A 26,449-nucleotide genomic window follows, 5' to 3' on the forward strand; every position below is an offset into this window, starting at 1 on the left:
TCGAATCCCTCATCACCTTCATATGTATCTACAGATTATTTGCCTTTCGCAGCAGTTTCTCAAAAGACTCCGCAAATCTCTGGTCATCCTCTTCTGTCCTCTTCCTCGGCCCTTTGATATGATTCCTGCTCGATGCCCTTCTCGCTTTTTTGTTCAGATGCCTCTCCATAAGCATCTGATCGATATTCTCATTTGTATACCATTTGCCCGACTGATGAATTGCATACGCACCTTTGCCAAGCGCCATCGCCGCCACGCCATAATCCTGCGTAACCACTATGTCGCCCCTGTGACAAATGCTTATCAGTTTGTAATCCACCGCATCCGCTCCGGCACCGACTACTACAACCTCACTGTAATCAGATGTGAGGACATGGTTCGTATCGCATAGAAGCGTTACTGGGATGTTGTATTTTGTTGCTATGTTTTCTGCTATGCCTACTACAGGACAGGCGTCGGCGTCTATGTATATGTGCATGGGTAAGTCCTCCTACAACAGGTCTCAATCGTTATCTTTTTCACTTTTTATCACGTCAATATAACCACCAGTTATAACTCCTGCCGGTAACGCCACTACTGCTATACCGACTATAGATGATACCATACTTACCAGCTTTCCAAATACAGTAACCGGGTATATATCACCGTAGCCTACAGTAGTAAGTGCAGTGGTCGACCAATATAATGCATCAAACAGCGAATTAAAACTTTCTGGCTCGACCTGAAACATAATAAGTCCTGATACTATTATGTACCCAAATGCCAAATAACACACAGCCATCAAAATGCTCTTTTCTTTCTTCAGGACTTCAACTATTATTCTAATACTTTTGGAATATCTCACAAACCTCAATATACGGAAGGTTAGTATCAACCTAAATAATTTGAATAGTCTAAACCCAGAGTTCAGAATAGTTACAGATGGCAAAATAGATAACAAATCAATAATCGCCATAGGTGAAAACGGATAAATAACAAAGGCTCGATACTTATACTTCGAAAGTTTAAAGTCTGCTGTAAACCATCTCAAAAGATAATCAATAACAAATATAGTAACTGTAACCTTATCAATTATGTTCAAATAATTATTCTGTTCTTTAAAACACAGAGGGATGATACTTGCACATATCACAATCATCATAAACATATCGTATAGTGCGCTTAACTTGTCATCATCATTCGCAATCTCTATTATCTCATAAATTCGCTTTCTCATTAAAATCTTACCTTTCCAGGCTTCAACATATCAGTATCATTCTTCATTACATTTTTAGTTATTTTCTTACATCGTCTTATACCAACTTATCTATACGAAATAACTAATGCTATAATTGCTAATATAAAACTCAATAAAGCAATTATGCTTGACGTATAAGCATATATATCTGTACTATCAGTCTCTTCTTCAAATTTTCTACCAGCAAAAATTGTACTTCCTCCTATTACAAGCAAGACTATTCCCATAAATACAAATATTATCGTACGGAATAGTCCTATATTATTTATATTTACAGAACTGGCTATAATCACCAGTATACCTGCAAGCCAAATTATCCATCCAAGTAAGCTAATTACAATAGAGACAATACAACCAAGTAATTCTATATATATTTTCCCCTGTGTTATTATTTTTTTATTACTCAAGAATGGCAGAAAAACTATTCTTAACGCGGTTCTTACTTGTCTAGACTTTTCTTTTTCGTCTGTATCTTTAATGATATTATATGAATTTGCTTTACTTTCTTCATCATATTTTTTCAAAGCCAAATATAGTGCTTCAGCGTAAAGTTCAATGTCTTTTTCCCTATCCTTCTTGACATCACTTTGCTTGTTGCCATACTTTCTATTTTTTCTTTTGCCCATCGCTTCCCCTATATAAATTTATTTACATTTAAGATCAATTACTTCTCCTTGTTATGCAGCAATATTATTCATTAACGCTTTATTATAACTTGTGAAATCTATTGTTTTATTCCCCAACGATTCCACTATATATCCATATCTACTAATAGTAGAAATTACTATAGGTTACTTAACATATTTGATTCTGAAAAGGATGCTATATCTACAACAGTAGAAATTACTATAGGTTACTTAACACCTGTATGAATATCAGTTAAATGAACATCTACAACAGTAGAAATTACTATAGGTTACTTAACCAAAGATGGTCGAATTGGCTGGTTTTAATCTACAACAGTAGAAATTACTATAGGTTACTTAACCCCATTTTTGTGTTTTTACACAATTTTCTTTCTTGTAACCATCATATTTGATTATTTTTTTATTTATTTTACCCATATATATTAAGTAACCTATTTATTATTGATTATAAAGACCAAGGTTTGCATTATTGAATAACAATAAAATCCTTTTCGTCATTTTTGGCATACCCAAATCTTAACACCTCACAATTTGAGGACATTTTAAATATCATAACACTATCCTCCTGAGTAAAACTTTTTTCAAACTTATTGCTTATATCTGTAACTATATTCTCTATTATTCTCTGACTATTGTCAATTTCAAATACCGAATACTGCAATCTATGTCCAAATCGTGATAAATACTTTGAAAACTTTGTCCTAAGTTTATCATCTGATATATCATAACTAACTATAACCATATTCGCTCCCATCTAATGTAACTCGAAACTAGGAAACTGTTCTACACTTTTCATTTTCATAAAAAATCTATAATATTTTTGTATGTATAAGAATATATCGTCCTTATAATCGAGTATCGCTGCCATAATAAACTGTATATATGTAGCATTATATTTCATCTGCAAATACCATCTACTGCCATATAAATCGAAATCTTCTTTTTTGCACTGTCCTAAATTAATTGCTTTTCGTATTGCATAATCCACTATAGGCCTCATCGGCTCCATCAGATCACATACAAGAGATTTCCTCATATAAAAGCATTTATGGAATACCCCATAATAAGTGTCAAATCCATACACTTGCAACATCGCATCAACGATATTGAATAACATAGTATATGCTATATCCAGTGTAACATTTATGTAATCATTCTTTATTCGGGGTTTTCTACCATTCCAATTAACATTATCAAACATTCTTGGGAAATACACTTTTGCTGCATTCCCTTCTATCCCCATCACTGTCAAATAATCCATATTTTCGCACAAAGAGTCCGACAAACTATCCAATAAAGCAATTCCTTCTTTAATATATTGATTCTTTACTCTTATTTTTCTCAACGCCTCTGATTGATTAATTATTTTGTTTTTCTCAATTCTTATACCTATCTCAGTACCTTCATAAGTATATTGATGCTTTCTTAATAAGGTATTTCCCTCCATTCTTGCACCTATAACCTCATACACCTTAAATGTCATACTCATTAAGCAAATCGAAAAGCCAAACTTCTTACTCCGTTGTATAAGCCCACTTGTTATTGATATATTTCCTACTATACACAACATAAACAATCTATAACATGTTGATTGATATTTAGTCTTCCCTGCTTTGTCCTTTACTACAATATTGTCATTAGAAAACGTAAGTTTATCGCCTTCCTTGGGAAACATAAAAATAATTTGTTTCTTGCTGAAATCATTAGCACTTAACATACTTAGTCACCTCTACTTGCCGACCTGTCACAAGCATCTTCATATATACAATTAGAGCATTTCTGAGCATTGTCTTGAACAAATCCATTCATATCAAAAGTTCTCATAGTACATATCAAATTTTCAAATTTCTGCTTCATATCTAAATCATTCTCTGGCAAAGCAATATTATAATTCTTATTATCATCTATGCTGTGAATTTTTAAAAAATCCACAGTATACCCCATCTCCACCATTGAATAGTACTGCCCATATAATTGAAATACATATCCGTCATAAATCTTATTCACATGCTTTTTTCTCTCTATCAGCATTCTTTTTCTTGAATCATATACATCAATTTTACCAATTATACGATATTTCTCCGAATATACATCTATGCCTGTTAGTATTTCTTTTCTTGTTGAATAATTACCATGATCAACAGTTTCATGAGCCTTAGTGCCATTCAGTTGTGATTTCGACTGATACGTCAGTATATCTGAATAACCATAAAGCCCATGAAAGTATATTGACACCGGACAAAATATAAAATCATTTAGAGTTGATATTAATATGATATCATCCATTCTTAAAACCTTCTATTTTGTATAAAATCGAACCAGTTATAATTATTTAGACTTAACAATTTTCTGTTGAATTTCTCTCCTTCTTTCCAGTTATTCTTTATGGCTATGACATTGTACAGACCTTTTAATGCAATGCAATATGCACCATTAGCATCTGCATCCTTTGGTAACTCTGTTTCTTCATTGAAAATATAATTTTCCGAATCATAAAACCGTCCATTTTCATCCATAACTGGCGATACTATTCTGTCGTATTCAGCTTCTGTCCTATCGTATCTCTCTGACTTACTGTTACGAAGTTGAACAGTCAACCTTATTATTTCTATCAATTCATTGATCAGCTTCTTCTGTACACTCGATTCTAATTCAAGAATATCTTCAATTAAATTATGTCCATCATCGTATTTCATATGTGAACTGTCAAACAAGTCTTTAATTCTACTTTCCACATTCCAAACATCATCCTTCCACCCGTAAGATGTATGTTCCTTTTTTATACGCTCGCCTCGTAAATATATAACCCACTTCGTTTTTGCCAGAGTGGTATTATGTGTTTTAAAGTTGTCATAATCAAATGATATTGAAAACAATCTCTTCTCTGTATCATATCGTATACTGTCTAATGATCTAACAAAATCCAATTTTGTTTCAAAATTAGAATATTCTCTAAAATTGAATACATTTACAAAGCCTGTTAACGGATCAATCTTAGATGTATACGCAGCAGGTACATAGAATATGATTCCACACTGGCTACCAAGTTTCTCTAAAGAATCTGGAATATACGTAAGCTGATACCCTCTTAGTACACCTCCTGGTTCATCGGCTTTTCGACTTTTATCTACCAAGTATGCCAGTTTAGATATCAACATATTCTCAAATTTCTGGTATACCTGACGTTCAACCCTAAACCTACCTCGTTTAAATCCATAATTTAGATCTTCCATAACAATGATTGCATTATATTTCAACACCATCTTCGATATTTCATGAATTACCTGTGACAAGTATCCCTCTTTTATTTCTTTTATCTTTCCAATTTCTTTCCAATTTTTTCTCGCATCTGTCCGGGCACTTTCTTTGTTGACCAGTTTGTCTTTATAATTATATCTTCTAACTATATTTGTTACAGTTTCATAGCTTTCTATCATATTGAAAGACTTCTGCTCAACAATCTTTCCCTTTTTATTAATTACTGACACATAAAGGAGATTTCTTTCTCCTCTATCAATTCCAATCACATGAAGCTCATCATTTTCCGCTATATACTTGAGTACCTTTTCATTTATATTAATTCTTCCATCTGCTTTGAAATTGATAGTTATAGGCAAATGTATAAAAAACTTATCTACTGTATACCTGCGATCCTTGACTATATCCATAGTAGCTTCATAATGAGATACTTTGTCCTTATATTGAACAGCTTTGTCTGAAAGAATTCCGATACCACCATTTCTCCAATAATCAACAAGTTCCATATAGCAATCATCTGGTACTGATTCAATAATAACTTTTTTTTCTTTACTGTTTTCAGTGTTATCCTCAACCTTATATGTTTTATTGACTAAAATCGTACCCTTTTTATGTTCTACTTTTTTCTTGACACTTGATTTTCTATAAAATAATTCTGCCTCTCCGTTCAATTTTATAACTATGTTTTTAAGATTGTCTTCGCTAAATATATTTTTGAGGTACTTCGTATGAAGATTATCCATTCCTTTACTATTCGGTGCAAAGTCTTTATTATAGATTTGAAACAGATATATTTGACCATCACGATCAAGTTGTTCTACATCTTCTGAACTTATATATGTCCAGTCAATCTTATATCCCTGACACTCCACTTCTCTATAGAATTCTGATATATCATTGTACGATTCTGTATCAGCAAATTTAAAATTATACGCCTTATAATTTGGATAACAGCTTATACATTCTTTATAATAATCAATTAGCTTCCAGCAGAATTCTACATCAAAATTTACCGATGATTTCAAGTGTTTACCCAACTCATATCCCCGCAGTATTTCATCAGGTATTCCATGTGATTCATTCCACAATCTAGACTTAATAAACACATGTGGTAAAGTCTTACTTGCCCCAGGGAGCAAATAATAATTCATTTTCTTATAATCTGTTTCAGAATTGCAAACATCGTGTCCTGATATAACAGTCTTAGCTGGTTTATTTCTTGGGTTAAATATTGCCAAATATATTTTTTCATCACGAATCAATATAATAGCATTGTTATCAAATTCCTTTGATTTCGACCATCCATCGGCAAGAGTCGGTGATCCGAAGTTCAATTTTATCTTTTCCTGACTATAAGGCTTCTGTGTAACATAGTTACGCACTTTGTTATATAAATTCACAATTTCCGACATATCCTCATTAAGTTCATCAAGTTCTGAATAAAACTCCATATCCTTATCAACTAGCTCATCAATCACAAACGATTTCATCCAACGATAAATACTCATATATTTATCAAGATATGTTTTTATATCCATGACAATCTGTTCATTTTGAATCAAGCTAATTTTGTCGTTAAATTTAAAATCCGTAATTTGAAAGTTATCTATCTCATCTATTATTTTAGTAACAAATTCAGTTACTTCATGCTCCAAACATGTGCTATCTATTTTATAATATGAATTAACCAGTCTCTGCAAATCACCCAGACTACAGCTCTTTACTTTCTTAATTTCCTTCTGAATCTTTTCTTCCCTATTGTCTTTATTTCCTTTGACAATTTCCGAGAAATACTTATACAAGCTTGAAGCTATCACATCCCATTTATGATCAATGTATACAGAGACATTCTCGAACGCTTTAGATGAAATATATATCTTATTTACGTCATATAAAGATATGCTTTTCCCTATAGTTCTGAGACGTGATATAATATTTTTTTCTTTTATTAGAGCATTAAATGAATTAATCGCATTTATCACTTGCGCATCATCTTGAAAGCCTAATGGAATTTCAAACCCGGTTTCTGCTTTACATAAAATCTGTTTATGTAATTTTTGCATTTTAAACTTTGATCTGGAGCATTTTTTGCTCTGGCAATATAAATTCATATGAGCATTAATAACCCCACATATATTATTATATAAATCTATTCCACTCTGGGATATAAATCGTCCATATGCTTCTTCGGTATATACCACATCTAACTGGTCACCTTGCAGAAAAACATATGCCTCTTCTTCAATCTTCTCAATTTCTTCACAAGCAATCTGTTTTATTCTATTATAAGCATCCAGGTTATCCATATATATTTTGGCATTCTCGTGTATGATTCTATATGATATAGATGACGCTATTGCCTTATCAGAAAATACATTTTGTCTACTTGCCCAAAATTCTTTAAAATAAACTGTGAATCCGTAAAATCTTTTTATTGCTTCTAATCTGTCTTCTCTATCAGTTTCATATTTCTCCAATATATATTTTGGTAAAATCTTTGTTATCATACCAGCACTGAGCATGACTTTATATTCAGGATCTTGAGAGAATTTTTTTCCTATTTTTTTACGAAGCATATCCTGAATTTTTATCAACTCTTTTGAAGTTGCATCACTTTTATCTATTTTCGCTTTATGCATTAATTCAAACAAATTTTTCCATTCTATATCATGTAAATTATCTAGAACCTTACTTATAAAATCGCGATAATAATCATCCATCATTTCTTTTGCTACATACTGATCTTCATTTTTGTTTGTATCAGCCGCAATAAAATCACTCTCAGCAATATGTCTCTTAGTATAATCTGATGGAATTAACTCATTTCTTAACGTTTTACTTAATGCGTTGATTCCAGTAAACGAATCAAACGAATTTGATATTTTATTACCTACCATATAACTCCTCCCTTAAAATCAATCTATATAATATGATAACATAATAACATACATCAACGAGTTTGTCACTAATTTTATTAGTTAATGTAATTTTGAATTTGATCTGAGTAAAAAAGAATAACGCCATATTCAGCGTTAAACTTTTTACATTAACTAAATCTACCACAGTAGAAATTTATTTCAAGGCACTTAACATACCTCTACTCTTTTTTTATATACACATACTATAACTCACACTTGGATACTCATCTAAGTGCAAGACGGATTGTACTAATGGATCTACAACAGTAGAAATTTCTATAGGTTATTTAACCCGCACAGCTAACATTTATATGCCAAATCTACAGTATTATATTACTTTTCTACCTCTGATTGTGTCAAGTATTACTTTCTATATTTACACTAGTATTCTTCATACTATACTCGTCTCACCATCAAAATCTTTATAGATTTCCAATCTTCTCAAGCCCCACCCCAATCTTCAAGTTCCTCTCCGTCTCCACCCTATCAAACTTAACCACATAGCACCCTATATCTCCCCTGATACCGGTTATCGTGCCCTCGCCGAACACCTTGTGTCTCACCCTGTCTCCGGGCTTTAGCTCGGTGTCCAGCGGCATATAGCGGCTTTCATTTGCGGCTATGTAGCTCTTCGTGTCATCGACAAGGCGTTGCGGGAGCTCGTTCACGTAATCTATGGCCTCACGTTCTATATTGAAGATGAATCTGGATGGATACCGGAAAGACTCATCATAGTTCAAACCCTCTGCATCGCTGATGTACAGGCCGCGCTCCGCTCTGGTGCACGCCACGTATGCCATGCGTCGTTCCTCCTCGAGCATCGCCTCAGTGTCCACGTGCTTGCTTGGGAATATGCCTTCATTTACACCGCACACGAACACATATGGGAACTCCAGACCCTTTGCGGTGTGTATGGTCATCATCGTCACAGAATCCTTGTCCTTCTCCCTGTCATTGTTCGTGTAGAGAGCTATGCTCTGCAGATATTCCTCCAGCGTATTCTCCTCACCGGAGGTCTTCTCATATTCGTCTATCGACTGCTTCAGCTCTGCCAGGTTGTCCAGCCTTTCCTGTTCGCCCGCCTGTCTGAGCATCGCCTCGTAGCCCGTGGCGGCCATGAGCTCCATCACAAGATCAGACAGACTTTTCTCCTTGTATGTCTTCCTGAAGTTTTCTATGATATCGACAAAGGCTGAAGCACCTGTCGACTTAACAGTCTTCTCCTCCAGAAGATCCTGAAGACCGCTGTACAGTGAGCATCTGTGAGTCTCACAGTACGACTTCAGCATCGACATTCTCTTTTTGCCAAAGTTCCGCTTTGGTTCATTTATCACCCTGCGGAATGACAGATCATCCGCGTATGCCACCATCCTGAGATATGCCAGCACATCCTTTATCTCCTTGCGTTTGTAGAACTCCGTTCCACTGTAGAGGACATACGGGATCTTTGTCTTGATAAATGCTTCCTCTATGCTTCTCGATACGAAATGTGACCTGTACAAAACGGCTATATCACTGTACTTTGTGCCCGCCTCAACCAGTCTTTTTATCTCATTTGTCACCCACTGGGCTTCATCCCCGGTGGTCCTGGAATGTACGTACAGAGGGCGTGCCTCAGACGGCTTCACAGCCACAAGCCTGTGGGGCAGTCTGTTCCTGTTTTTCTCGATCAGTGAGTTGGACACCGCCAGTATGTCAGGAGTTGAACGATAATTCGTGTCGAGGAATATGGTCTGTGTATTCTCATGGTTCTTGTCGAATTCCAGTATGTACTCTATCCTTGCCCCGCGCCACGTATATATGGTCTGATCCGGATCGCCCACGATGAACAGATTCCTGTGATAACCGCTGAGTATCTCTGCCAGCGCATACTGGTTACCGCTGACATCCTGAAACTCGTCCACCATGACATACATCATGCGTTCCTGCCATTTGCGGCATTTCTCCGCATCGGTTCTGAGGATGTGGAGCGCAATGGTTATGAGATCATCATAGTCAAGTCCATACACCTTCTTCTGTTCGTACAGGTATCCCAGAAATACTTTTTCAGGTATGTCTGAAGCCTTCTCATAATCCGCCAGCAGTCTGTCGTTGCTTATGTCCGCCAGATATGTGATATGCTGCATCTCGTTCTTCATAGTCGATATGTGATTCCTCGCCATGTCAAATGTATATGTTCTCGACTGTATATGGGCATTCTCGTACACCGTTTTGAGTATATCCTCCGTGTCCTCGCTGTCCATCACCACAAAGTTCTGGGGATAATTGATGGCATGGATATCCTCCCTCAGAAGCTTCACACAGAAGCCGTGAAATGTGCAGATGTATCCCGTATCACTGTCCCCGATCATCTGTCTGATACGTTTGCTCATCTCCCTCGCCGCTTTATTTGTAAATGTGACACACAGTATATTCGATGTGGATATTCCAAGCTCGTCCACCAGATACGCATACCTGTATGTGAGCGCCTTTGTCTTGCCGGTTCCCGCTCCCGCAATTATGCGCACATACCCTTCTGTGGTGGTCACTGCCTCCTTTTGCTGTTCATTCAGTTCATCTATAAAATTATCCATACAGTCCTCCATATATTCACAAACATATGTTCAGTATAGCAGATTATATCTTTCCTGTCACTACACTCATGGTTTTACACCAGAACGATCTTCACATAAAAAACAGGACAGCCACATCATCTGTGACTGTCCCGCCAACACATCAACGCATTTCATTTATTTTGACTTTTTGTATACCGCTTTCTTAGGAGTGTTCATTCCCTTCGCCTTGAGCTTCTTTGCATATGCGTCATATTTCTTCTTAGGAAGATATATCTTCACATTGCTCTTGACACCCTGGAAAGCATTCTTACCGATAGTCGTTATCCTTGTAGACTTTATGGTAACTTTTCCAAGCTTTCCACACTTGCTGAATGCTGCACCGCCTATGGTCTTAACGTTTCCTCCGATCACAACCGTGGTGAGATATTTGCGTCCTGTAAATGCTTTCGCTCCTACAGCCGTAACATTGAAGTTCACTCCACCGATCTTGACACTGGATGCAACCGTGAGTGACTTGAACTTCTTGTCGCTCTTCTTGCTTGTACTTCCAACAAGTGTCACTGTTCCCTTGCCATTTGAAGCGGCATTTGTCACCTTATATTTCAGATAGCCAGGCACGCCCTTCTGCGCAACTTTATATATCTTGCCCTTGCCAGCCTTGATAGCAAATGTCTTGCTGACGGAGCCTCTGTAATTACCCTTACCAGTGATCTTTACTGTCGCTGTACCGATATTCTTGTTGTTCTTGTACTGTACGGTGTAATCCACACCATTCTTCAGTGTTGTTTTGCCTCTCCTGAGCGCAAGCGATTTAACAGTGATAGGTGATCCTGTGTATGTATATCCATTCTTTTCTATACCGCTTACGACCACATTGTTCTTGGAATTTCCTATGTCTATTCCAAGGGCAGCTACTGACTCATAACGCTTGTACCCACACTTGGTACAGGTAAATGTCTTCTTACCTGCCGCTGTGTCTGTAGGCTTGGTCGTTATCGCTCCCTTGTCCCATGTGTGGTTTGCCAGGCCTGACTTCTCTCCACATGAGCACTGATACCAGTGAGATCTGCTGTCGCTCTTGTACTTATTGCCGTAATCGTGTACATGCTGCTCCGGCTCTTTCTCGACGGTGATCTTTACATTGAATACAACTCCATTGTAAGCCCTGTTCCATCCTGTAACTGATGTCCAGTCATAATTTACTGTGTCTGCAGGCTTGAAGCAAAGCTTGTATGTATTGCCATCCTCAACCTTTGTCGTTCTGTCTGTATACCATGTGTATACTCCATCCTCGCGCTCTGGAATCTCTATGTCTGCAAGAGTCATATTCTCCTTAGCACTCAGTGAATCTATCGCCTGAGTAAATACTGCATTTGCAGGAAGAATCTGAACAGTTATCTCCACATGCTCTGCTCTCGCGTATACATCCTCATCTTCAGGTACAAATGTTGCAAGGAAAGTCTTTGTTCCAACCTCTCCCACAGATTCATCTGCATTCTCCCAGATGAACATTCCACCTGCTGTCTCAGGCAGGAGTATCTTGCCAACAGTGTCTCCGTATGTAGCTGTGACATTCTCCGGAACTGTAAATACAGGATCCTGCTTTCTCACATACACTGAAAGCTTCACTGCAATTCTCACACTTCCGTCTTCCAGTTCCTCATATGTTCCCTCTGCTGCATCGATCTTGCTCCAGTCATAGTTTGCTGTGTCGTCTGGAACAAAGTATGCATCGTAGGTCTCGCTTGTTCCGGCCTTGCCTACCTGCTGTGTTCCATCTGCCCACATGTACTTTCCTGCTGTCGATGTTGGAAGCTCCACATCCGCAAGGGTCTTGCCGGCATATGCGTCGACCGCCTTTCCTGTAGTAAATGAAGGTATTCCCTTCTCCACGCTGGATATGATCAGTGTGAACTCAGCCACTGTCTGATTCTGTCCTCTCACCGTGAACTTGACTGTCTGTGCCTCAGCACTTGCAGTCTTTGGTGTTCCATATACCTTTCCATCGTATATCACAAGTCCTGCCGGAAGTGTCTGTCCCTTTGCAAGGGAGTATGACACATATCCGTTGTCCACCGCTTCATCATTCTGGATCTCTATGGCTGTCAGATCATATAATGGCTCATCCTTTGTGGTTGTCTTTCCAACCTGCGCCTTAACTGTATCCTCTGTCTTTGCGAGAGTTATATTTACGGCCTCCTGCTTTGCCATATTTACCGTAACTGTTGCCGGCTCATATGTCATGACGCCGCTCCAGAGACGGTTGTTACTTGTAGTCATGGCTGTGTCATCCGGTCCAAATACAACTGAATCCACCGCCATTCCATCTATCGGCTCACCGTCTATTGTGATGTAGAACGACTTGCCACCCTGTATATAGAGTGCATCGTCACCGTCAACACCTGACTTCTTCTGACATCTTGTTGCCGATGAACTCTTCTCTATCTTTGCATCGCCATCCTTGAAGCAATATGCAGGATAATCCACATCAAGCTTGTAGAAAATGACGCTGTAATTTTTCAGTGCGTACACCATATCCGGGATTACTGTGGTAAGTATGCTTCCGCTTCCAAGGCTTGACGTATATGCAAGCTGCTTCATATTACCATAGTTTACGATCATTGCACTGTTTGTGAGGTTGCCAAATGTCCACTGTGCATCTGCTCTGTTGATGAGCTTTGCATTTGTATTCAAGGTGATCCTCTCACTATTTGCTGCTGTGATATCCCCGTAGTTATCTACTGTTGCTGAAGCCTGAACATTTCCTTTCAGATTCCATGCACCTCTGTTGACCAGTGATCCTGTCATAGTCAGAGCGCCGTCCACATTCCATGTGCCAAGGTTCTCAACATCACCGGTAACTGTCGCTGTCGACGTATTTGTAAGAGCTGCGCCCTCGGCGATGGTCAGCTTTGAATCCTTGAGGATCTCAAGCTGTTTTACCTCCACCTCTCTGTCAAGTGTGTAGTCTCCGCCTATAGTTAATTTGCCGGCGAGAGACATATACAGTGAACCCAGACTCTCAACCTGGTAATTGTCAGCGGTGCCCTTTACAGTCGCTGTGGACTTTGCATTCTCGTCTACATACTCTACCTTGCCGACCTTACCGCCTGCCGCAAGTACAAAGTCACCTGTGACAGCGCCCTCTGTTCCTGCCTCAACGTATATATTTCCAATGCTGTAACCATAGTTAAATACCAATGCCTTGCTATGCTCATTGTTGACGTCATTTTTTCTGAGTTCTCCTGACTTTATCTCGGCATACAGATCTCCCTTTACATCTGACTGCTGGACAAAGTTGTTGCATTTCTCAGCACACCATCTTCCCTCAACCACACAGTTCACATTTCCGGATACGACTGTTCCCGACACTCCATTGAAGTATGAGCGCTTGTTCATATAATCCGCACCGTATATAAATGTATTGTAATGATCAGTTATACCAACTCTTACATCCACATCACCTGATACTGATCCACCTGATGTAACATACATATTCTCAGACTTTGTTGATTCCGGTGTGTACATCTGTGCAGACTTTGCAAATGTGAAGTCTACCTTCTCCGCATTTGTATTGTACGCACCGTATACCACGCTTCCTGCTCTTCCGTCCTCTGCCGTGAAGGTCACTGTCTTGACATCAGCGTTTCCTGCCGCAGCTACAGTGCCTGACACATAACCGTCCATGATCGTCATGGTTACATTTCCATCTATCGTCACTCGGTCTGCCTTGCTGTCAGTTGAACCCGCAGCACATATATTGCCGACATTTCCGCTTCTGAGTGTCACCGATATGTCACCGGTGTATTTATTTGCTGTGTCCGTATAGCCTGATATGCTGTAGCCTGACAGATCATATGTAACCTCTCCATCTATTCTAAGTGGTCTGTTGTCGTCTGCCACTCCGTTGTGATCAGCATCCAGATATACTGAGCTCTTGCTGCTGTCCGATGGATCAACTATTATCACTGCCGAATTTCCACCAAGATCAATGGTCTTATCCTCTGTGTTCACAGATACACCAAGCTTGTTGATATCAGGTATCTCCGTGCCTGCCGGCAGTACCTTGAATACCACTGGGAAATCAACCGATGTTCCATTTCGTCCTGTTATGACAAATGTTACTGTGCTTTCACCTGCATTCTTGGCTGTTCCTGTTATCTTACCCGACTCAAGCACAAGTCCTGATGGAAGTGTCGAACCGCTCTTCAGTCTGTACTGCATGTCAGTTCCATAATCCTTTGTGGTATCTCCTGTAACCTTGAGGATCGTGAGATCGTACGCTGGTGAAGCCGCTGTGTACTTGGTCTCCGCCGCCAGAGTCGGATCTGCGTATTCCTTACTGATGTCTATCTGGTCTGCCACATAATCCACTACAATAGACATAGATGAATCCGGGCCTGTCACCTTTGCACTTCCGTTGCTTCCCTGTACCGGCTCGCCGCCATTTGCCGACACATAGGCTGTGTAACCCGGCACATCGGTATAGCTAACTGTAATCGCCTGTTTGCAGGCAACATATTTGACATTCTCATATTCAACTACATATGACTGTGCAGCCAATTTTGCTGATGTGTTGTCCATGTTTGTTGAGCCGCCTGCATAGCTGTAATACACTCCTGTCCAGCCGCTGGCATCTATATCATCTGCAAATTTTCCTGCTGCCACCCACACACCTGTGTTGCTGAACTGGTCTGAAGGACACTTGAGCGTACCCTTCTGATATACTCTTGCCCAGCCTGATGTCATATTGACCTTGCCCACATCAAACAGCGCATCCTCGCCTATTGTGAGTGTCGTGTCATACTGTGTCATATTGAGAGCCGCAAGCTTCGTATCTCCATTCACAACTGCCTTGGCATACTTTGAATAACCAAGCCGGTCAGCGGTCAGCGTATCGTTAAATACTGCGGATGATCTCTCATTCAGTGACACATAATCCGTTACCTCAACCGGAGCATTTACATCAACTGCCGCACTGTCATAGATTATCAGAGCCTTTGCCGTGAGTTTCTTATTCACAACATAGGTTCCTCTGATAGTTACGATATCCTTGCTGTTTCTCATGAATGCACCGGTATATTTTGATGTTGTATCCGCTGCAAATCCGCCCTTATCTACAGTGTTCTCTGCGATCTCATATGCGATGGTTCCATCCACGGTTGAATTCGACAGAACATACATAGTTGCTGCCTTACCACCACGGATATTTATACTCACCGCATCGCCGCCTTCATATGAAAGCTCTGAATCCTTTGCACCGTATATTGCTTTTACATTTCCCCCCGTCATGGTGATCCTGATGCTTCGTCTTATGGCGTTGTCCTCGACACCTGTTATTGTGTACTCCGACAGATCTCCGGTGTACAGAGGTGTCTTGCCATCTGCCTGTCCATCCTGATTGTCGTCCACGTATATCTCTGTCTCTGTGTCGTCCTTTGCCTGGATGACCACTGATGTTCCGTTGAGACATATAGTCTTCTCATCCTCGTCAACTACGATTCGGCCATCCTGGTTGTCCTGCTTCTTCTCCTCATTTGAGACGATCACATTCAGTGAGAGCTGTGCCTTTGAACCATTTCTTCCTGTCACATGTACTATGACATTCTTTCCATTTTCATAAAGCTTGCTTGCCGTTCCGACAACCTTGCCATCGATCAATGAGAGTCCCTCAGGAAGACCATTTGTCTCGTCGATCTCGTATGTAACCTCGCCCTCTCTTGCGTCGTTTGATATGACAAGATCTGCCATGTCATAGAGAGGTGAAGCTGCTGTATATTCTTTTCCAAGCAGTGCCGATGGATCAACAGTTGTCTTGGATACCACGATCTGCTTTCCTGTCGTTGCGATCGTCACTGTACAAGGCTCGTTCGGCATGCTGAACGTGTACACGCCATTTGCTTCAACCGCTGAATTTTCCGCTGTGTCGCTCTGACCTCTGAAAGTCACCTTGTCAAGAATATATCCCTTGTTCACGGTCGGTGTTATCTTGACATTTGCGCCGCCCTTGACATATGTACCATCAGGATCAATATACTGTGACGTCTTGCCTGTCATGGTGTACGTTGCGGCCTTCTCGTTGGACACAACATCTAATGAATAATTTACATTTGCAACATCCCCTACAGCCGAGTCCTCTATTACGCCCCCCTTTGAGAATATATTTGGCAAATACCCATCAGTCGCCTTAAATGTTCCCTTGAGGATTCCACTGTGGAGTATATTTGAACCGCCTGCTGCATATATACCCTCTTTTGCAGTTAACGTTACCCCCTTGTTGATAACGATCACGGCATTGCCCTGGCTTCCGTTCTCTGTGAAGTTACCAAAGTAAATATTGTCAGCAGTTACATCCTTGTCTATCACAAGATTCTGTCCGCCATAATATATATTCTGTCCATAGGTTATAACAGATGAGCCGGTGGTATTCATGCTTGGAGCCATATAATACTTCTCCGGCATACTGCACTTGTCATCAAATGTAACTTTTGCATCCTTGTTATTACCTATATACATCTGGAAGCTTATTCCGTCTGCATTTGTAAAATCTGTGTTGTTGATCTTTATATCAACAGGAACTGTATTCTCGGTTGAACCGGAATAGCTCTCATTTGCCAGATAGAAAATATTATTTCCCGCCAGTCCATTTATACTGCTGTCTGACAACGTTATGTCAACCTTTGTTCCGATATTTCCGCAACTGTAATCACCTCCGGCGAGTCCACATTTTGCAAAATGTATCTTTGCTATATCCGCCTTGAGTTCCCCTGCCAGTGCAAAGTTGCCCATCATGGTAAACATGTCGCTGCCCGCGTATTCATACGAGTTCACAAGCGGATCACCATTTTCGTCTACTATGGATTCATCATTCATGCCATCCACATTGACCGTCATATTCCCCAGACAGCTACCGCCGTATACAAACCGTGCTGAACTGCTGATAACGTTGCTGACGCTTATGTTAAGATCCTTACTGATGCTTCCGCCCTGCTCTACATTCAGAGATCTCGTGATGCTGCAGCCCGAAACTATGGCATCTACAGAACCATTTACCGTCACATTTGACAGCTCCAGAGCATTTACATAGGCTGCATTACAGTTGTAAAGTTCTGCCTTTATATCACCTTTTACACCTGTGCTCAGATACATGCCATTTAATGTATCTGTTGTTGCCACAGCCTTCATTACAACGCTTGCAGAAGTGATACCGGAACAATTTGAAATTCCATATACCCTGCCGCTGGCGCCAGTGATATTCTCCATGTTCACAGTATACGTATATGTTCCTTCTTCCTCCGGCTGAGTCTGACTGAACGAAACCGAATTCATGCCACATGTTGTGTAACCGGCAGCGCAGTTCTTTATATCTATATCAGCCCTTCCGCCCAGCATACCGCCATACATTCCATATATGGTGTTAAACTTTGCTCCTGAGCCATCAACGCTGACATTTACATTTCCCTTTATATTTGTATTATTGGTGCCATACACAGACATCTCTGATCCAGACTGGCTTTTCAGCTTAAGGTCCAGATTTCCAAGGATAGCCGCACTTGACGCACCATATACACTGGCACTGCTTCCATCCTTTACGGCTGATATTCCGTCAAATGTAAGGCTCACGTCACCATCAACCTTTGCGCTCTGGGAAACTCCGCACAGATTGTCTACCTTGGAGTCAGTCACCTTGGCCGTCAGTGTCTTGCTGAGCACAGCTCCGTTCTGCACAATATACACGGAACTGATGCCGGCACCGTTCATATTGAACACTGCATCTCCATTTATCGTATAAGCCTTTCCTGTGTAATATCCATCTGTAGCCAGTGTGACAAATGTGTTGCCATCACAGTTGTAATTGATATTCTCCGTGATGTCTCCATCCATGGTCGAAGATCTTAGACCATAGAGCGACTTTATTGTCACGGACTCTTCCGTGTCTATCAATACGCCACCTGTACAATATGTCCTGAAAAGTCCATACAGACTTTCAACTGCCGCGTCGCCCTTCACACTGATAGTTACCGCAGTCATGTTCTCCGGAGTCTCAACAGTGCTCTCAAATGCTCCATATACAGCAGGCAGTTCAGCACCGTCTATGGTTATGGAGATCGGCGAACTGCCCTTACCATGATAGATTCCATATATATTGCCATATTGTATGTCCGTGCTTCCATCCAATGTGAAAGCTTCCTCGCCCTCATCAAGGATTCCATCCCTGTCTTTGTCATTGTAAATATTGAATAACTGCTCGCTGTCAGTGGAATTCGGCGACTGCTTTATGATTACCGAATTGCCGTTGAGCGTGACACCTGATGGTGTAGAGCCTGACGACTCATATACATACTCCAGTCCCTTTCCCGTATCCACAGCTTCAGACTGTGTGTCATCCGCCGCAAATGCCGTTATTCCCGATGCCATGCCAATAGCAGCAAGCACCGACAAGGCCGTTATACCTCCTCGTAGCCTTCTCTTCCTCATCAATTACCCTCCCTTAATTAATTGTTATGCAGACTTTCCTGTTATAATTGTGCACAATAACAGAAAAAGTCTTGCAAATATGTAGATTTTTGCCACTTTAACCATTTTACCATAGCAAAGTTGCAAATACTATCAACAAATTCACAAGACTTTTTTATGCATTTTTATATTTTCTGTTATAATTCCGCTATCTTCTCCTGTTGCCAAACAATAATACAAGTCTGAGCAACTGAAGTGATGCTGATACCATGGCTGCCACATATGTCATAGCTGCCGCTGTGAGTACACTTCTTGCACCCTTGAGTTCATCCGGATAGAGATATCCGCTGCCCTCCAGTATCGCCATTGCTCTTCTCGATGCATTGAACTCCACCGGAAGTGTCACAAACTGTAGGACAACAACCAGTGAGAACAGTATGATTCCGAGTGTTATAAGGTAATCAACCCTCGGAATGAGAAGTCCTATAAGTATGAGCGGCCATGATATGGCTGAGCCTATATTTGCCGCTGGAATGATGGCTGACCTGATGGTGAGCGGTGCATATGCATTTGCATGCTGTATGGCATGTCCGCACTCATGGGCTGCCACGCCTATCGCTGCGATGGATCTGGAACCATACACGCTGTCCGACAGATTGAGCGTATGCTCCTTAGGATTGTAATTATCAGTCAGATCTCCTGAGATGTGATGTATTGACACATCCGTTATCCCCGCATTCCTGAGTATCATGTATGCGACCTGGTCCGCTGTGTAGCCTGACCGCGATCCCACCTTCTCATACTTCTTGTATGTGGTCTTGACTCTTGCCGATGCTATCATGCAGAGCACCACGCCTATGAGAACCAACAGATATGTTGGGTCAAAATAAAATCCATAATATGGCATATATATCACCTTTCCCTTTCATGTATCCCTGACGGGGGCTTTTGTTTTCCACTATCCTATAGTATATATTGCGCTTCGTCAACAGGTATGGATGATACTTCATATAAATTTCATTTTTGCCGGAACTAATTTTATACTTCGTTCTCCTGCCATTTTTCTTATGTCATTTACCTGCAGCTATCTGCCAAGCATCTCATTTACCTTATTCTGCACCTTGACATGATCATACCCTGCCTTCTTCAGCCTGTTCTTTCTGTCATCGCCATTTCCCCAGTCGCCGGCTATGACCTCTCTGGCTATCACATCTATCGATTTCTTCTGCGAAGCCTTGACCACTGCATTTACCTTCGCCTGAACCTTATTGTAATCATATCCTGCCTTTTTCAGTCTGCTCTTCCGGTCATCGCCGTTCCCCCATTTTCCGGCTATGACTTCCTTTGCGATCAATTCTATGCTTTTCTTTTTATTATTACTTTTTCCGCTGTTACTGCCAGTATCTTTCTCCTGTGAACCACCAGTCTTTTTTGCGGCATATTTTTTCCATGTCGTCTTGTCTATATATGACTTATTCAGATCGAGATTGCCATCGTAACCCGGAAGTCTTCCAACGGATGTGTACTGTCTGATATCACATTCGTATTGACCTTCATTCCATGGATGCTCCTGATATCCCGTCCGCTCGTAATCAGGATACTGTGCAACCCACAGCCTGTATCCCAGGCCCTTTACATTGTCCATGGCGCTCTTCTGGATATAGATCAGGGGCTTAACACCGGTTTTTCTGTATACATGATCACACCACTCTTTGCACCACGCTCTGTCACTTCTGCCAAACTGAGGATTATTCCGCCCCTCCCAGTCAAGGACAAGTATCGCCTTGCCCACATATTTCTTACTGTATGCTATGAAATACTCAGCCTCACTGTGGGGATCGCCACCATTTGCATAATGGAATGCCCCCAGGAGTTTTCCCGCTTTCATCGCCTGGTCACAGTGCTTTGCAAAATACCTGTTCTTGTAGTCCGTGCCCTCCGTAGCTTTCACTATCACAAAGTCACAAGGCACCTTGGTTATATCTATAGTATCCTGCCACGCTGATATATCTATACCATCCATGTAGCCCTTTAATGGAACCTTATTAGAAGCCATAAAATTGTCTCCTGAATTCTTTTGTCTGTATATAATATTCCAGACATTGAATCAGGAGACAATCTTAGGATCATTATTCCGAACTTATACTTATCTGTCTCGTATTACATGTGCCACTGTCATGACGCCTTTATTCATGCCACTTTTCCTTATCTCCGCCATTGTAAAACCGCTTGAATATCGATATCAGGTAGTCCCATCCCCGGCTACATATAATCGCAATGACAAATGCCCCGAAAAACGCAGCCACAGGATAATACCACACAAATGCTATGTGATAAAATGATAGTCCAACAAAAAGTCCCACCTCACACACAATGACACTGGTGATCAGAACCTGAAAAGAGGTAGGGATCTTCTTCAGCACTCCTACCTCTTTCGTAAATTCCGTTATTACCGATATCAAAGTGCAAAGAACCGCAACAACTACAAGATATACTGCGAATCTGTCCATGCGTATTCACCTCCTTGTCCATGATATAGTTTAATGTATTCCGGAAGGTGGTATGTGGTTATAAAATATTATTGTGTTCTTAAATCTCTTTTTAAATCCAACCTCGCGTTAATGCGAGGTGTTTTACGTTATATAGGAATCTCCAAAATGTATATATATCAAAATTACTTCTGTATGAAAATAGAATAATGTATTTAACCGGGCAGCCGAGGAGTGTTACACCATATCCGTTCGAGTCTTGGAAGGGAGTGGTGCCTTATGAGTACATATGAGGAATTCATGGTTATATTAACCGTTGCGATACTTATTGTGACAATTCTGAATCATAGAAAATAAGAAAAACACCTCAGCCGACTAAGCTATGAGGTGTTTCATCTTAAAATGGTTTTTGCCGGACGGATAGGACGTATCTATCGCTCGGCTGTCTTGTTAAGTATATTATACAATATTTTTGACGTTTGTCAAAAATAAAATTCTGAAGTGCAAGATCAAATGCCGCATGGGACTTACCAAATCGTCTGGCATGACTGACACTGATACAATTAGCATTTGTACATATAACTCTGTTCAGATATTCAAGCAGACCTGTCTTATCAAGATACAATTCACTATTCTTGTCCTTTGTAAAACTGTCATTACTTGGATTAAAATAAATGCCCATCTCATGCCCTCCTTGTTTATTTCAAATGTCTTATATATAATTCTCAGAATTCATTGATATAGGCCTTTTCTCTGAAATCGGGATATTAATTCAACCTCTTTCCGAGTTGCCATAAAGCTGTGCCCATCCTCAAGTGTTATATTTCCAAGTTCAATATTCTTATCTATGCTACCCATTATATCTGTTTTTATGAGGCTTTTCAACGACGCTATATTCTCAGGAGTGCGTAAGTATCTTTTTAAATGTGCTGTCAAATATTTTATGTGTCAATCTATATTGCTGCCTACTGTTTTTTCTTCCGATTGGTAGCCACACTTTAGCCCTAAATCAACCATAAGTCAATAGATTTTCACAAATGCGCGTATAAGGCAATTTTTCGCGAGATTATTTTAAAATTATAACTTTTTTTACTTTCTTCTCGCCATCAAAATATTCTACTACTATAGTTCTATCCATTTTAATCACCCCTTCCATTTGATATGTAAGGCAATTATAATACCGAATAAATATAAAACAAGTCTTGACAAAATAAAACAAAAGAGTTGCTGTAAAATTCCTTAGCAACTCCCGTTTTCCAACTAATGCTGAATATCAAAGCAATATTTCATATGTATGGCTGTCATCATCATAATATACAAGCATGCCAAATTTGTATTCATCAAAATTGATTTCAACCTTCAAAGAATTTAAAAATCAAAAAAATAGAGAGCCTTTAGATCTCTCTAAAAGCCCTCTAAACCGTTTAAATACTAGGTTTTTACTTAGAACTTACCAGCGTTAGCAGCTTCCTCAACAGAAACAGCTACAGCAACTGTAGCACCAACCATAGGGTTGTTACCCATTCCGATAAGTCCCATCATCTCTACGTGTGCAGGAACTGATGATGAACCAGCGAACTGTGCATCACTGTGCATACGTCCGAGAGTATCTGTCATACCGTATGAAGCAGGACCTGCTGCCATGTTATCTGGGTGAAGTGTACGTCCTGTACCACCGCCTGATGCTACTGAGAAGTACTTCTTACCCTGCTCGATACACTCCTTCTTGTATGTACCTGCAACTGGATGCTGGAAACGTGTAGGGTTTGTTGAGTTACCTGTGATAGATACACCAACGTTCTCCTTGTGCATGATAGCAACACCTTCCTGAACATCGTCAGCGCCGTAGCACTTAACTGTTGCACGAATACCATCTGAATATGCCTTCTCGTATACTACATTGAGCTCAGCCTTCTTGTAGTCATACTTTGTCTCAACATATGTAAATCCATTGATTCTTGAGATGATCTGAGCTGCATCCTTACCAAGACCGTTAAGGATAACTCTAAGAGGTTTTTTACGAACCTTGTTAGCCTTCTCAGCGATACCGATAGCACCCTCAGCTGCTGCAAATGACTCATGACCTGCTAAGAAACAGAAGCACTCTGTCTCCTCCTCAAGTAACATCTTACCAAGGTTACCATGTCCAAGACCAACCTTACGATGATCTGCAACAGAACCTGGTATACAGAATGCCTGAAGACCCTCGCCGATAGCTGCTGCTGCGTCTGCTGCCTTTCTGCATCCCTTCTTGATTGCGATTGCTGCACCTACTGTATATGCCCAGCAAGCATTCTCAAAACAAATTGGCTGAATACCCTTTACCTGATTGTAAACGTCAAGTCCAGCGTCCTTTGTGATCTTCTCAGCTTCTTCGATTGAGCTGATTCCATAGCTGTTAAGTACAGCGTTTATCTGGTCTATTCTTCTTTCATATGATTCAAATAATGCCATTGTCTCGTTCTCCTTTCCTCTATTTCCGACTACTCTTTACGTGGATCGATGATCTTAACAGCGCCCTGCTCTGGCTTAACACGTCCGTATGAACCTGAAGCCTTCTCCCAAGCTGTGTTAGGGTCATCACCCTTCTTGATAAAGTCAGTCATCTTTCCAAGAGAAACGAACTGATATCCGATAACTTCGTCATCTGCATCAAGTGCTATTCCTGTTACATAGCCCTCTGCCATCTCAAGGTAACGAACACCCTTAGCCTTTGTTGCATACATTGTACCAACCTGTGAACGAAGACCCTTTCCAAGATCCTCAAGTCCGGCACCAACTGCAAGTCCGTCATCTGAGAATGCACTCTGTGTACGTCCGTATACGATCTGAAGGAATAACTCTCTCATTGCTGTATTGATAGCATCGCACACAAGGTCAGTGTTGAGAGCCTCAAGGATTGTCTTACCCTGAAGAATCTCAGCTGCCATAGCTGCTGAATGTGTCATACCTGAACATCCAATAGTCTCGACAAGAGCCTCCTCGATAACACCCTCTTTTACGTTAAGTGAAAGCTTGCAGGCACCCTGCTGTGGTGCACACCAGCCTACACCATGTGTAAAACCAGAGATGTCTTTGATTTCCTTTGAGTAAACCCACTTTCCTTCTTCTGGGATAGGAGCTGGCTCATGCTTTGCACCCTTTGCTACAGGGCACATGTTTTCAACTTCCTTAGTGTAAATCATTGTGAAACTCCTTTCAAAATATGAATTCTTAAAAGCGGTTCCGAATTCTCTAATTCAAACCATCAGTGGTATTTTCTCACAAAACAGTTATGAAGTCCATAGCTTATTGAAAATTTTTGTCGCATTTGCGTGTACTTTATCAAGTACAGCGCACCTTATTGAGAAAGTTTTTAACAAGGCACAGTTGTCAGGGTTCATATGTCCGCTTATATCATTTGACCGTAACAATATTCACTTGAACATATGTATTTATCTGATATACAATACTTCTGTCAGAGCACATTTCCCCCAGACATGCGCCGCTTCAGGCGCTGCTCAGATACATGATATAAAAAATAAAAACGGAGGTTTTCAACATGAGATTTATAGATATGCACCTTCACACCACCGCTTCCGACGGCTCCTGCACCCCATCAGAGGTGTGCCAGCTTGCCATTGACAGGAATCTTGCAGCGATCGCCATAACCGACCACGACACAGTGGACGGCGTAGCAGATGCAATCACATATGCAGATAACTGGAACAGCACTCTTCCTCCGATCCAGAACAGTGATTCCACCAACTGCTCTGGCTTTTCTGACAGCAGTGACCATCATATCGAGGTAGTTCCCGGCATAGAGATGTCAGCCATCTACAACGGTGTGGAGATCCACATTCTGGGCTTCTATATGGACTACAAGAACCCTGAGCTCATCTCCCGTCTTGCCGCCATCAAACAGGCCAGATACGACCGAAACGAGCAGATGTGTGAGAGATTCCGCGCCGACGGAATAGACATGACCATGGAGAAGCTGCAGCATGGCAATCCTGATACAGTCGTCACAAGAGCTCATTTTGCCAGAATTCTCATAGCCGAAGGCGTATGCAGGGACATGAACCAGGCGTTCAAAAAGTATCTGGGCAAGAAATGCAAATATTACATTCCAACACCAGACATACCGGCCGCCGATGCCATAAGACTCATAAGAACCTACGGCAAGGCTGCCTTCATCGCCCATCCCCTCATATACGGATTTGGATATAAACAGATAGAGGACATGCTTGAAGAACTGAAGCCATATGGCCTTTCAGGGCTTGAGGTCTACCACTCCTCCAACAATGCCTATGAATCCGGAAGGCTTAGAGAGATCGCCAGAAAACACGGGCTCCTCATATCAGGAGGTTCCGACTTCCACGGCGCAGCCAAACCCGACATATCCGTGGGAACCGGAAGGGGCGGTCTTCGGATCACGGAAGCTGTATTTCAGGATATAAAAAAAGCGGTCACTGTATAATGACCGCTTTTTTATTTACTCTGATGATACCTTTATTATATCTTTGACTTCTTATCCTTATCATCATCTGTGACTGTTGATGATCCCTGCTTCTCAAGCTCTGCGACAGCGCTCTTGTGCATCGGTATACGACAGTTCTTGTTGTTACCAAACTCTACGATGATAGTTGAATCATCAACCACATCAAGGATGGTTCCGTAGAAACCACTGGTTGTCATGATATTATCACCAGGCTCCATCTGTGAAAGCATCTGGTCTGTCTTGGCCTTCTGCTTCTTCTGTGGTCTGATCATCATGAAGTAAATGATTGCAGCAAATATGGCAATATATACAACAATAAACATAACTGATGAACCGCCACTGGCCTGTGTTCCTGTTGACGATGATAAAATTGTTGAAAGTGAATTCATTCTCTGATCTCCTTTTTGA

17 protein-coding genes and 1 CRISPR repeat array are annotated in these 26,449 nt (G+C 40.7%); of the genes, 1 reads left to right on the forward strand and 16 read right to left on the reverse strand.

Annotation, left to right across the window (positions count from 1 at the left end):
* Positions 1 to 28: 28 nt before the first annotated feature.
* The 15 genes from AB5150_RS05910 to AB5150_RS05980 form a co-directional block, all read right to left on the reverse strand.
* Positions 29 to 478: a YaiI/YqxD family protein gene (locus AB5150_RS05910; RefSeq protein ID WP_238050214.1), complete on the reverse strand. Its 450-nt coding sequence runs from the start codon at positions 476 to 478 to the stop codon at positions 29 to 31.
* A 24-nt stretch (positions 479 to 502) separates the two neighbouring features.
* Positions 503 to 1,216, reverse strand: coding sequence for an ion transporter (locus tag AB5150_RS05915; protein ID WP_368291475.1), 714 nt, complete (start codon positions 1,214 to 1,216; stop codon positions 503 to 505).
* An 86-nt stretch (positions 1,217 to 1,302) separates the two neighbouring features.
* Positions 1,303 to 1,863 carry a hypothetical protein gene (locus AB5150_RS05920; protein WP_238050213.1) on the reverse strand — a complete coding sequence of 187 codons (561 nt, stop codon included), beginning with the start codon at positions 1,861 to 1,863 and terminating at the stop codon, positions 1,303 to 1,305.
* A 138-nt stretch (positions 1,864 to 2,001) separates the two neighbouring features.
* A CRISPR array of direct repeats spans positions 2,002 to 2,225; the repeat unit is 36 nt; unit sequence ATCTACAACAGTAGAAATTACTATAGGTTACTTAAC.
* Between the two features lie 125 nt (positions 2,226 to 2,350).
* Complete coding sequence (gene cas2 / locus AB5150_RS05925) at positions 2,351 to 2,626, reverse strand: CRISPR-associated endonuclease Cas2 (RefSeq protein ID WP_117874291.1); 276 nt, start codon at positions 2,624 to 2,626, stop codon at positions 2,351 to 2,353.
* Positions 2,627 to 2,638: 12 nt separating this feature from the next.
* On the reverse strand, positions 2,639 to 3,601 hold the full coding sequence (cas1, locus tag AB5150_RS05930; RefSeq protein WP_120123114.1) for a type V CRISPR-associated endonuclease Cas1: 963 nt from the start codon (positions 3,599 to 3,601) through the stop codon (positions 2,639 to 2,641).
* 2 nt (positions 3,602 to 3,603) lie between these two features.
* Complete coding sequence (cas4, locus tag AB5150_RS05935; protein WP_349823016.1) at positions 3,604 to 4,170, reverse strand: type V CRISPR-associated protein Cas4; 567 nt, start codon at positions 4,168 to 4,170, stop codon at positions 3,604 to 3,606.
* Positions 4,171 to 4,172: 2 nt separating this feature from the next.
* Positions 4,173 to 8,039, reverse strand: a complete 3,867-nt coding sequence (cas12a, locus tag AB5150_RS05940; protein WP_368291477.1) for a type V CRISPR-associated protein Cas12a/Cpf1 — start codon at positions 8,037 to 8,039, stop codon at positions 4,173 to 4,175.
* Between the two features lie 443 nt (positions 8,040 to 8,482).
* A complete protein-coding gene (locus AB5150_RS05945) occupies positions 8,483 to 10,633 on the reverse strand; it encodes an ATP-dependent helicase (protein ID WP_368291478.1) in 2,151 nt (716 codons plus the stop codon).
* 156 nt (positions 10,634 to 10,789) lie between these two features.
* On the reverse strand, positions 10,790 to 19,093 hold the full coding sequence (locus AB5150_RS05950) for a leucine-rich repeat protein (RefSeq protein ID WP_368291479.1): 8,304 nt from the start codon (positions 19,091 to 19,093) through the stop codon (positions 10,790 to 10,792).
* Positions 19,094 to 19,280: 187 nt separating this feature from the next.
* Positions 19,281 to 19,979 carry a zinc metallopeptidase gene (locus AB5150_RS05955; RefSeq protein WP_015533113.1) on the reverse strand — a complete coding sequence of 233 codons (699 nt, stop codon included), beginning with the start codon at positions 19,977 to 19,979 and terminating at the stop codon, positions 19,281 to 19,283.
* Positions 19,980 to 20,156: 177 nt separating this feature from the next.
* Entirely contained in the window at positions 20,157 to 21,128 is a 972-nt protein-coding gene (locus tag AB5150_RS05960; RefSeq protein WP_055224204.1) for a GH25 family lysozyme, read from the reverse strand.
* 130 nt (positions 21,129 to 21,258) lie between these two features.
* Positions 21,259 to 21,582: a hypothetical protein gene (locus tag AB5150_RS05965; protein WP_055224206.1), complete on the reverse strand. Its 324-nt coding sequence runs from the start codon at positions 21,580 to 21,582 to the stop codon at positions 21,259 to 21,261.
* Between the two features lie 376 nt (positions 21,583 to 21,958).
* Positions 21,959 to 22,243 (reverse strand): hypothetical protein, encoded by a 285-nt coding sequence (locus AB5150_RS05970; RefSeq protein ID WP_118649047.1) that lies wholly within the window; start codon positions 22,241 to 22,243, stop codon positions 21,959 to 21,961.
* A gap of 761 nt (positions 22,244 to 23,004) precedes the next feature.
* On the reverse strand, positions 23,005 to 24,015 hold the full coding sequence (locus AB5150_RS05975) for a GGGtGRT protein (protein WP_004853826.1): 1,011 nt from the start codon (positions 24,013 to 24,015) through the stop codon (positions 23,005 to 23,007).
* A gap of 29 nt (positions 24,016 to 24,044) precedes the next feature.
* Entirely contained in the window at positions 24,045 to 24,746 is a 702-nt protein-coding gene (locus AB5150_RS05980; protein WP_004853825.1) for an iron-sulfur cluster assembly scaffold protein, read from the reverse strand.
* 356 nt (positions 24,747 to 25,102) lie between these two features.
* On the opposite strand from AB5150_RS05980, the gene AB5150_RS05985 reads away from it, so the two are divergent.
* Positions 25,103 to 26,020, forward strand: a complete 918-nt coding sequence (locus AB5150_RS05985; protein WP_022216212.1) for a PHP domain-containing protein — start codon at positions 25,103 to 25,105, stop codon at positions 26,018 to 26,020.
* A gap of 35 nt (positions 26,021 to 26,055) precedes the next feature.
* On the opposite strand, the gene yajC is transcribed toward AB5150_RS05985, so the two are convergent.
* Complete coding sequence (gene yajC / locus AB5150_RS05990) at positions 26,056 to 26,430, reverse strand: preprotein translocase subunit YajC (protein ID WP_015533108.1); 375 nt, start codon at positions 26,428 to 26,430, stop codon at positions 26,056 to 26,058.
* Positions 26,431 to 26,449 lie beyond the last annotated feature (19 nt).

This window comes from Coprococcus sp. RTP21281st1_F1_RTP21281_210402 (genome assembly GCF_040915325.1).
GTDB classification, from domain to species: domain Bacteria; phylum Bacillota; class Clostridia; order Lachnospirales; family Lachnospiraceae; genus Coprococcus; species Coprococcus aceti.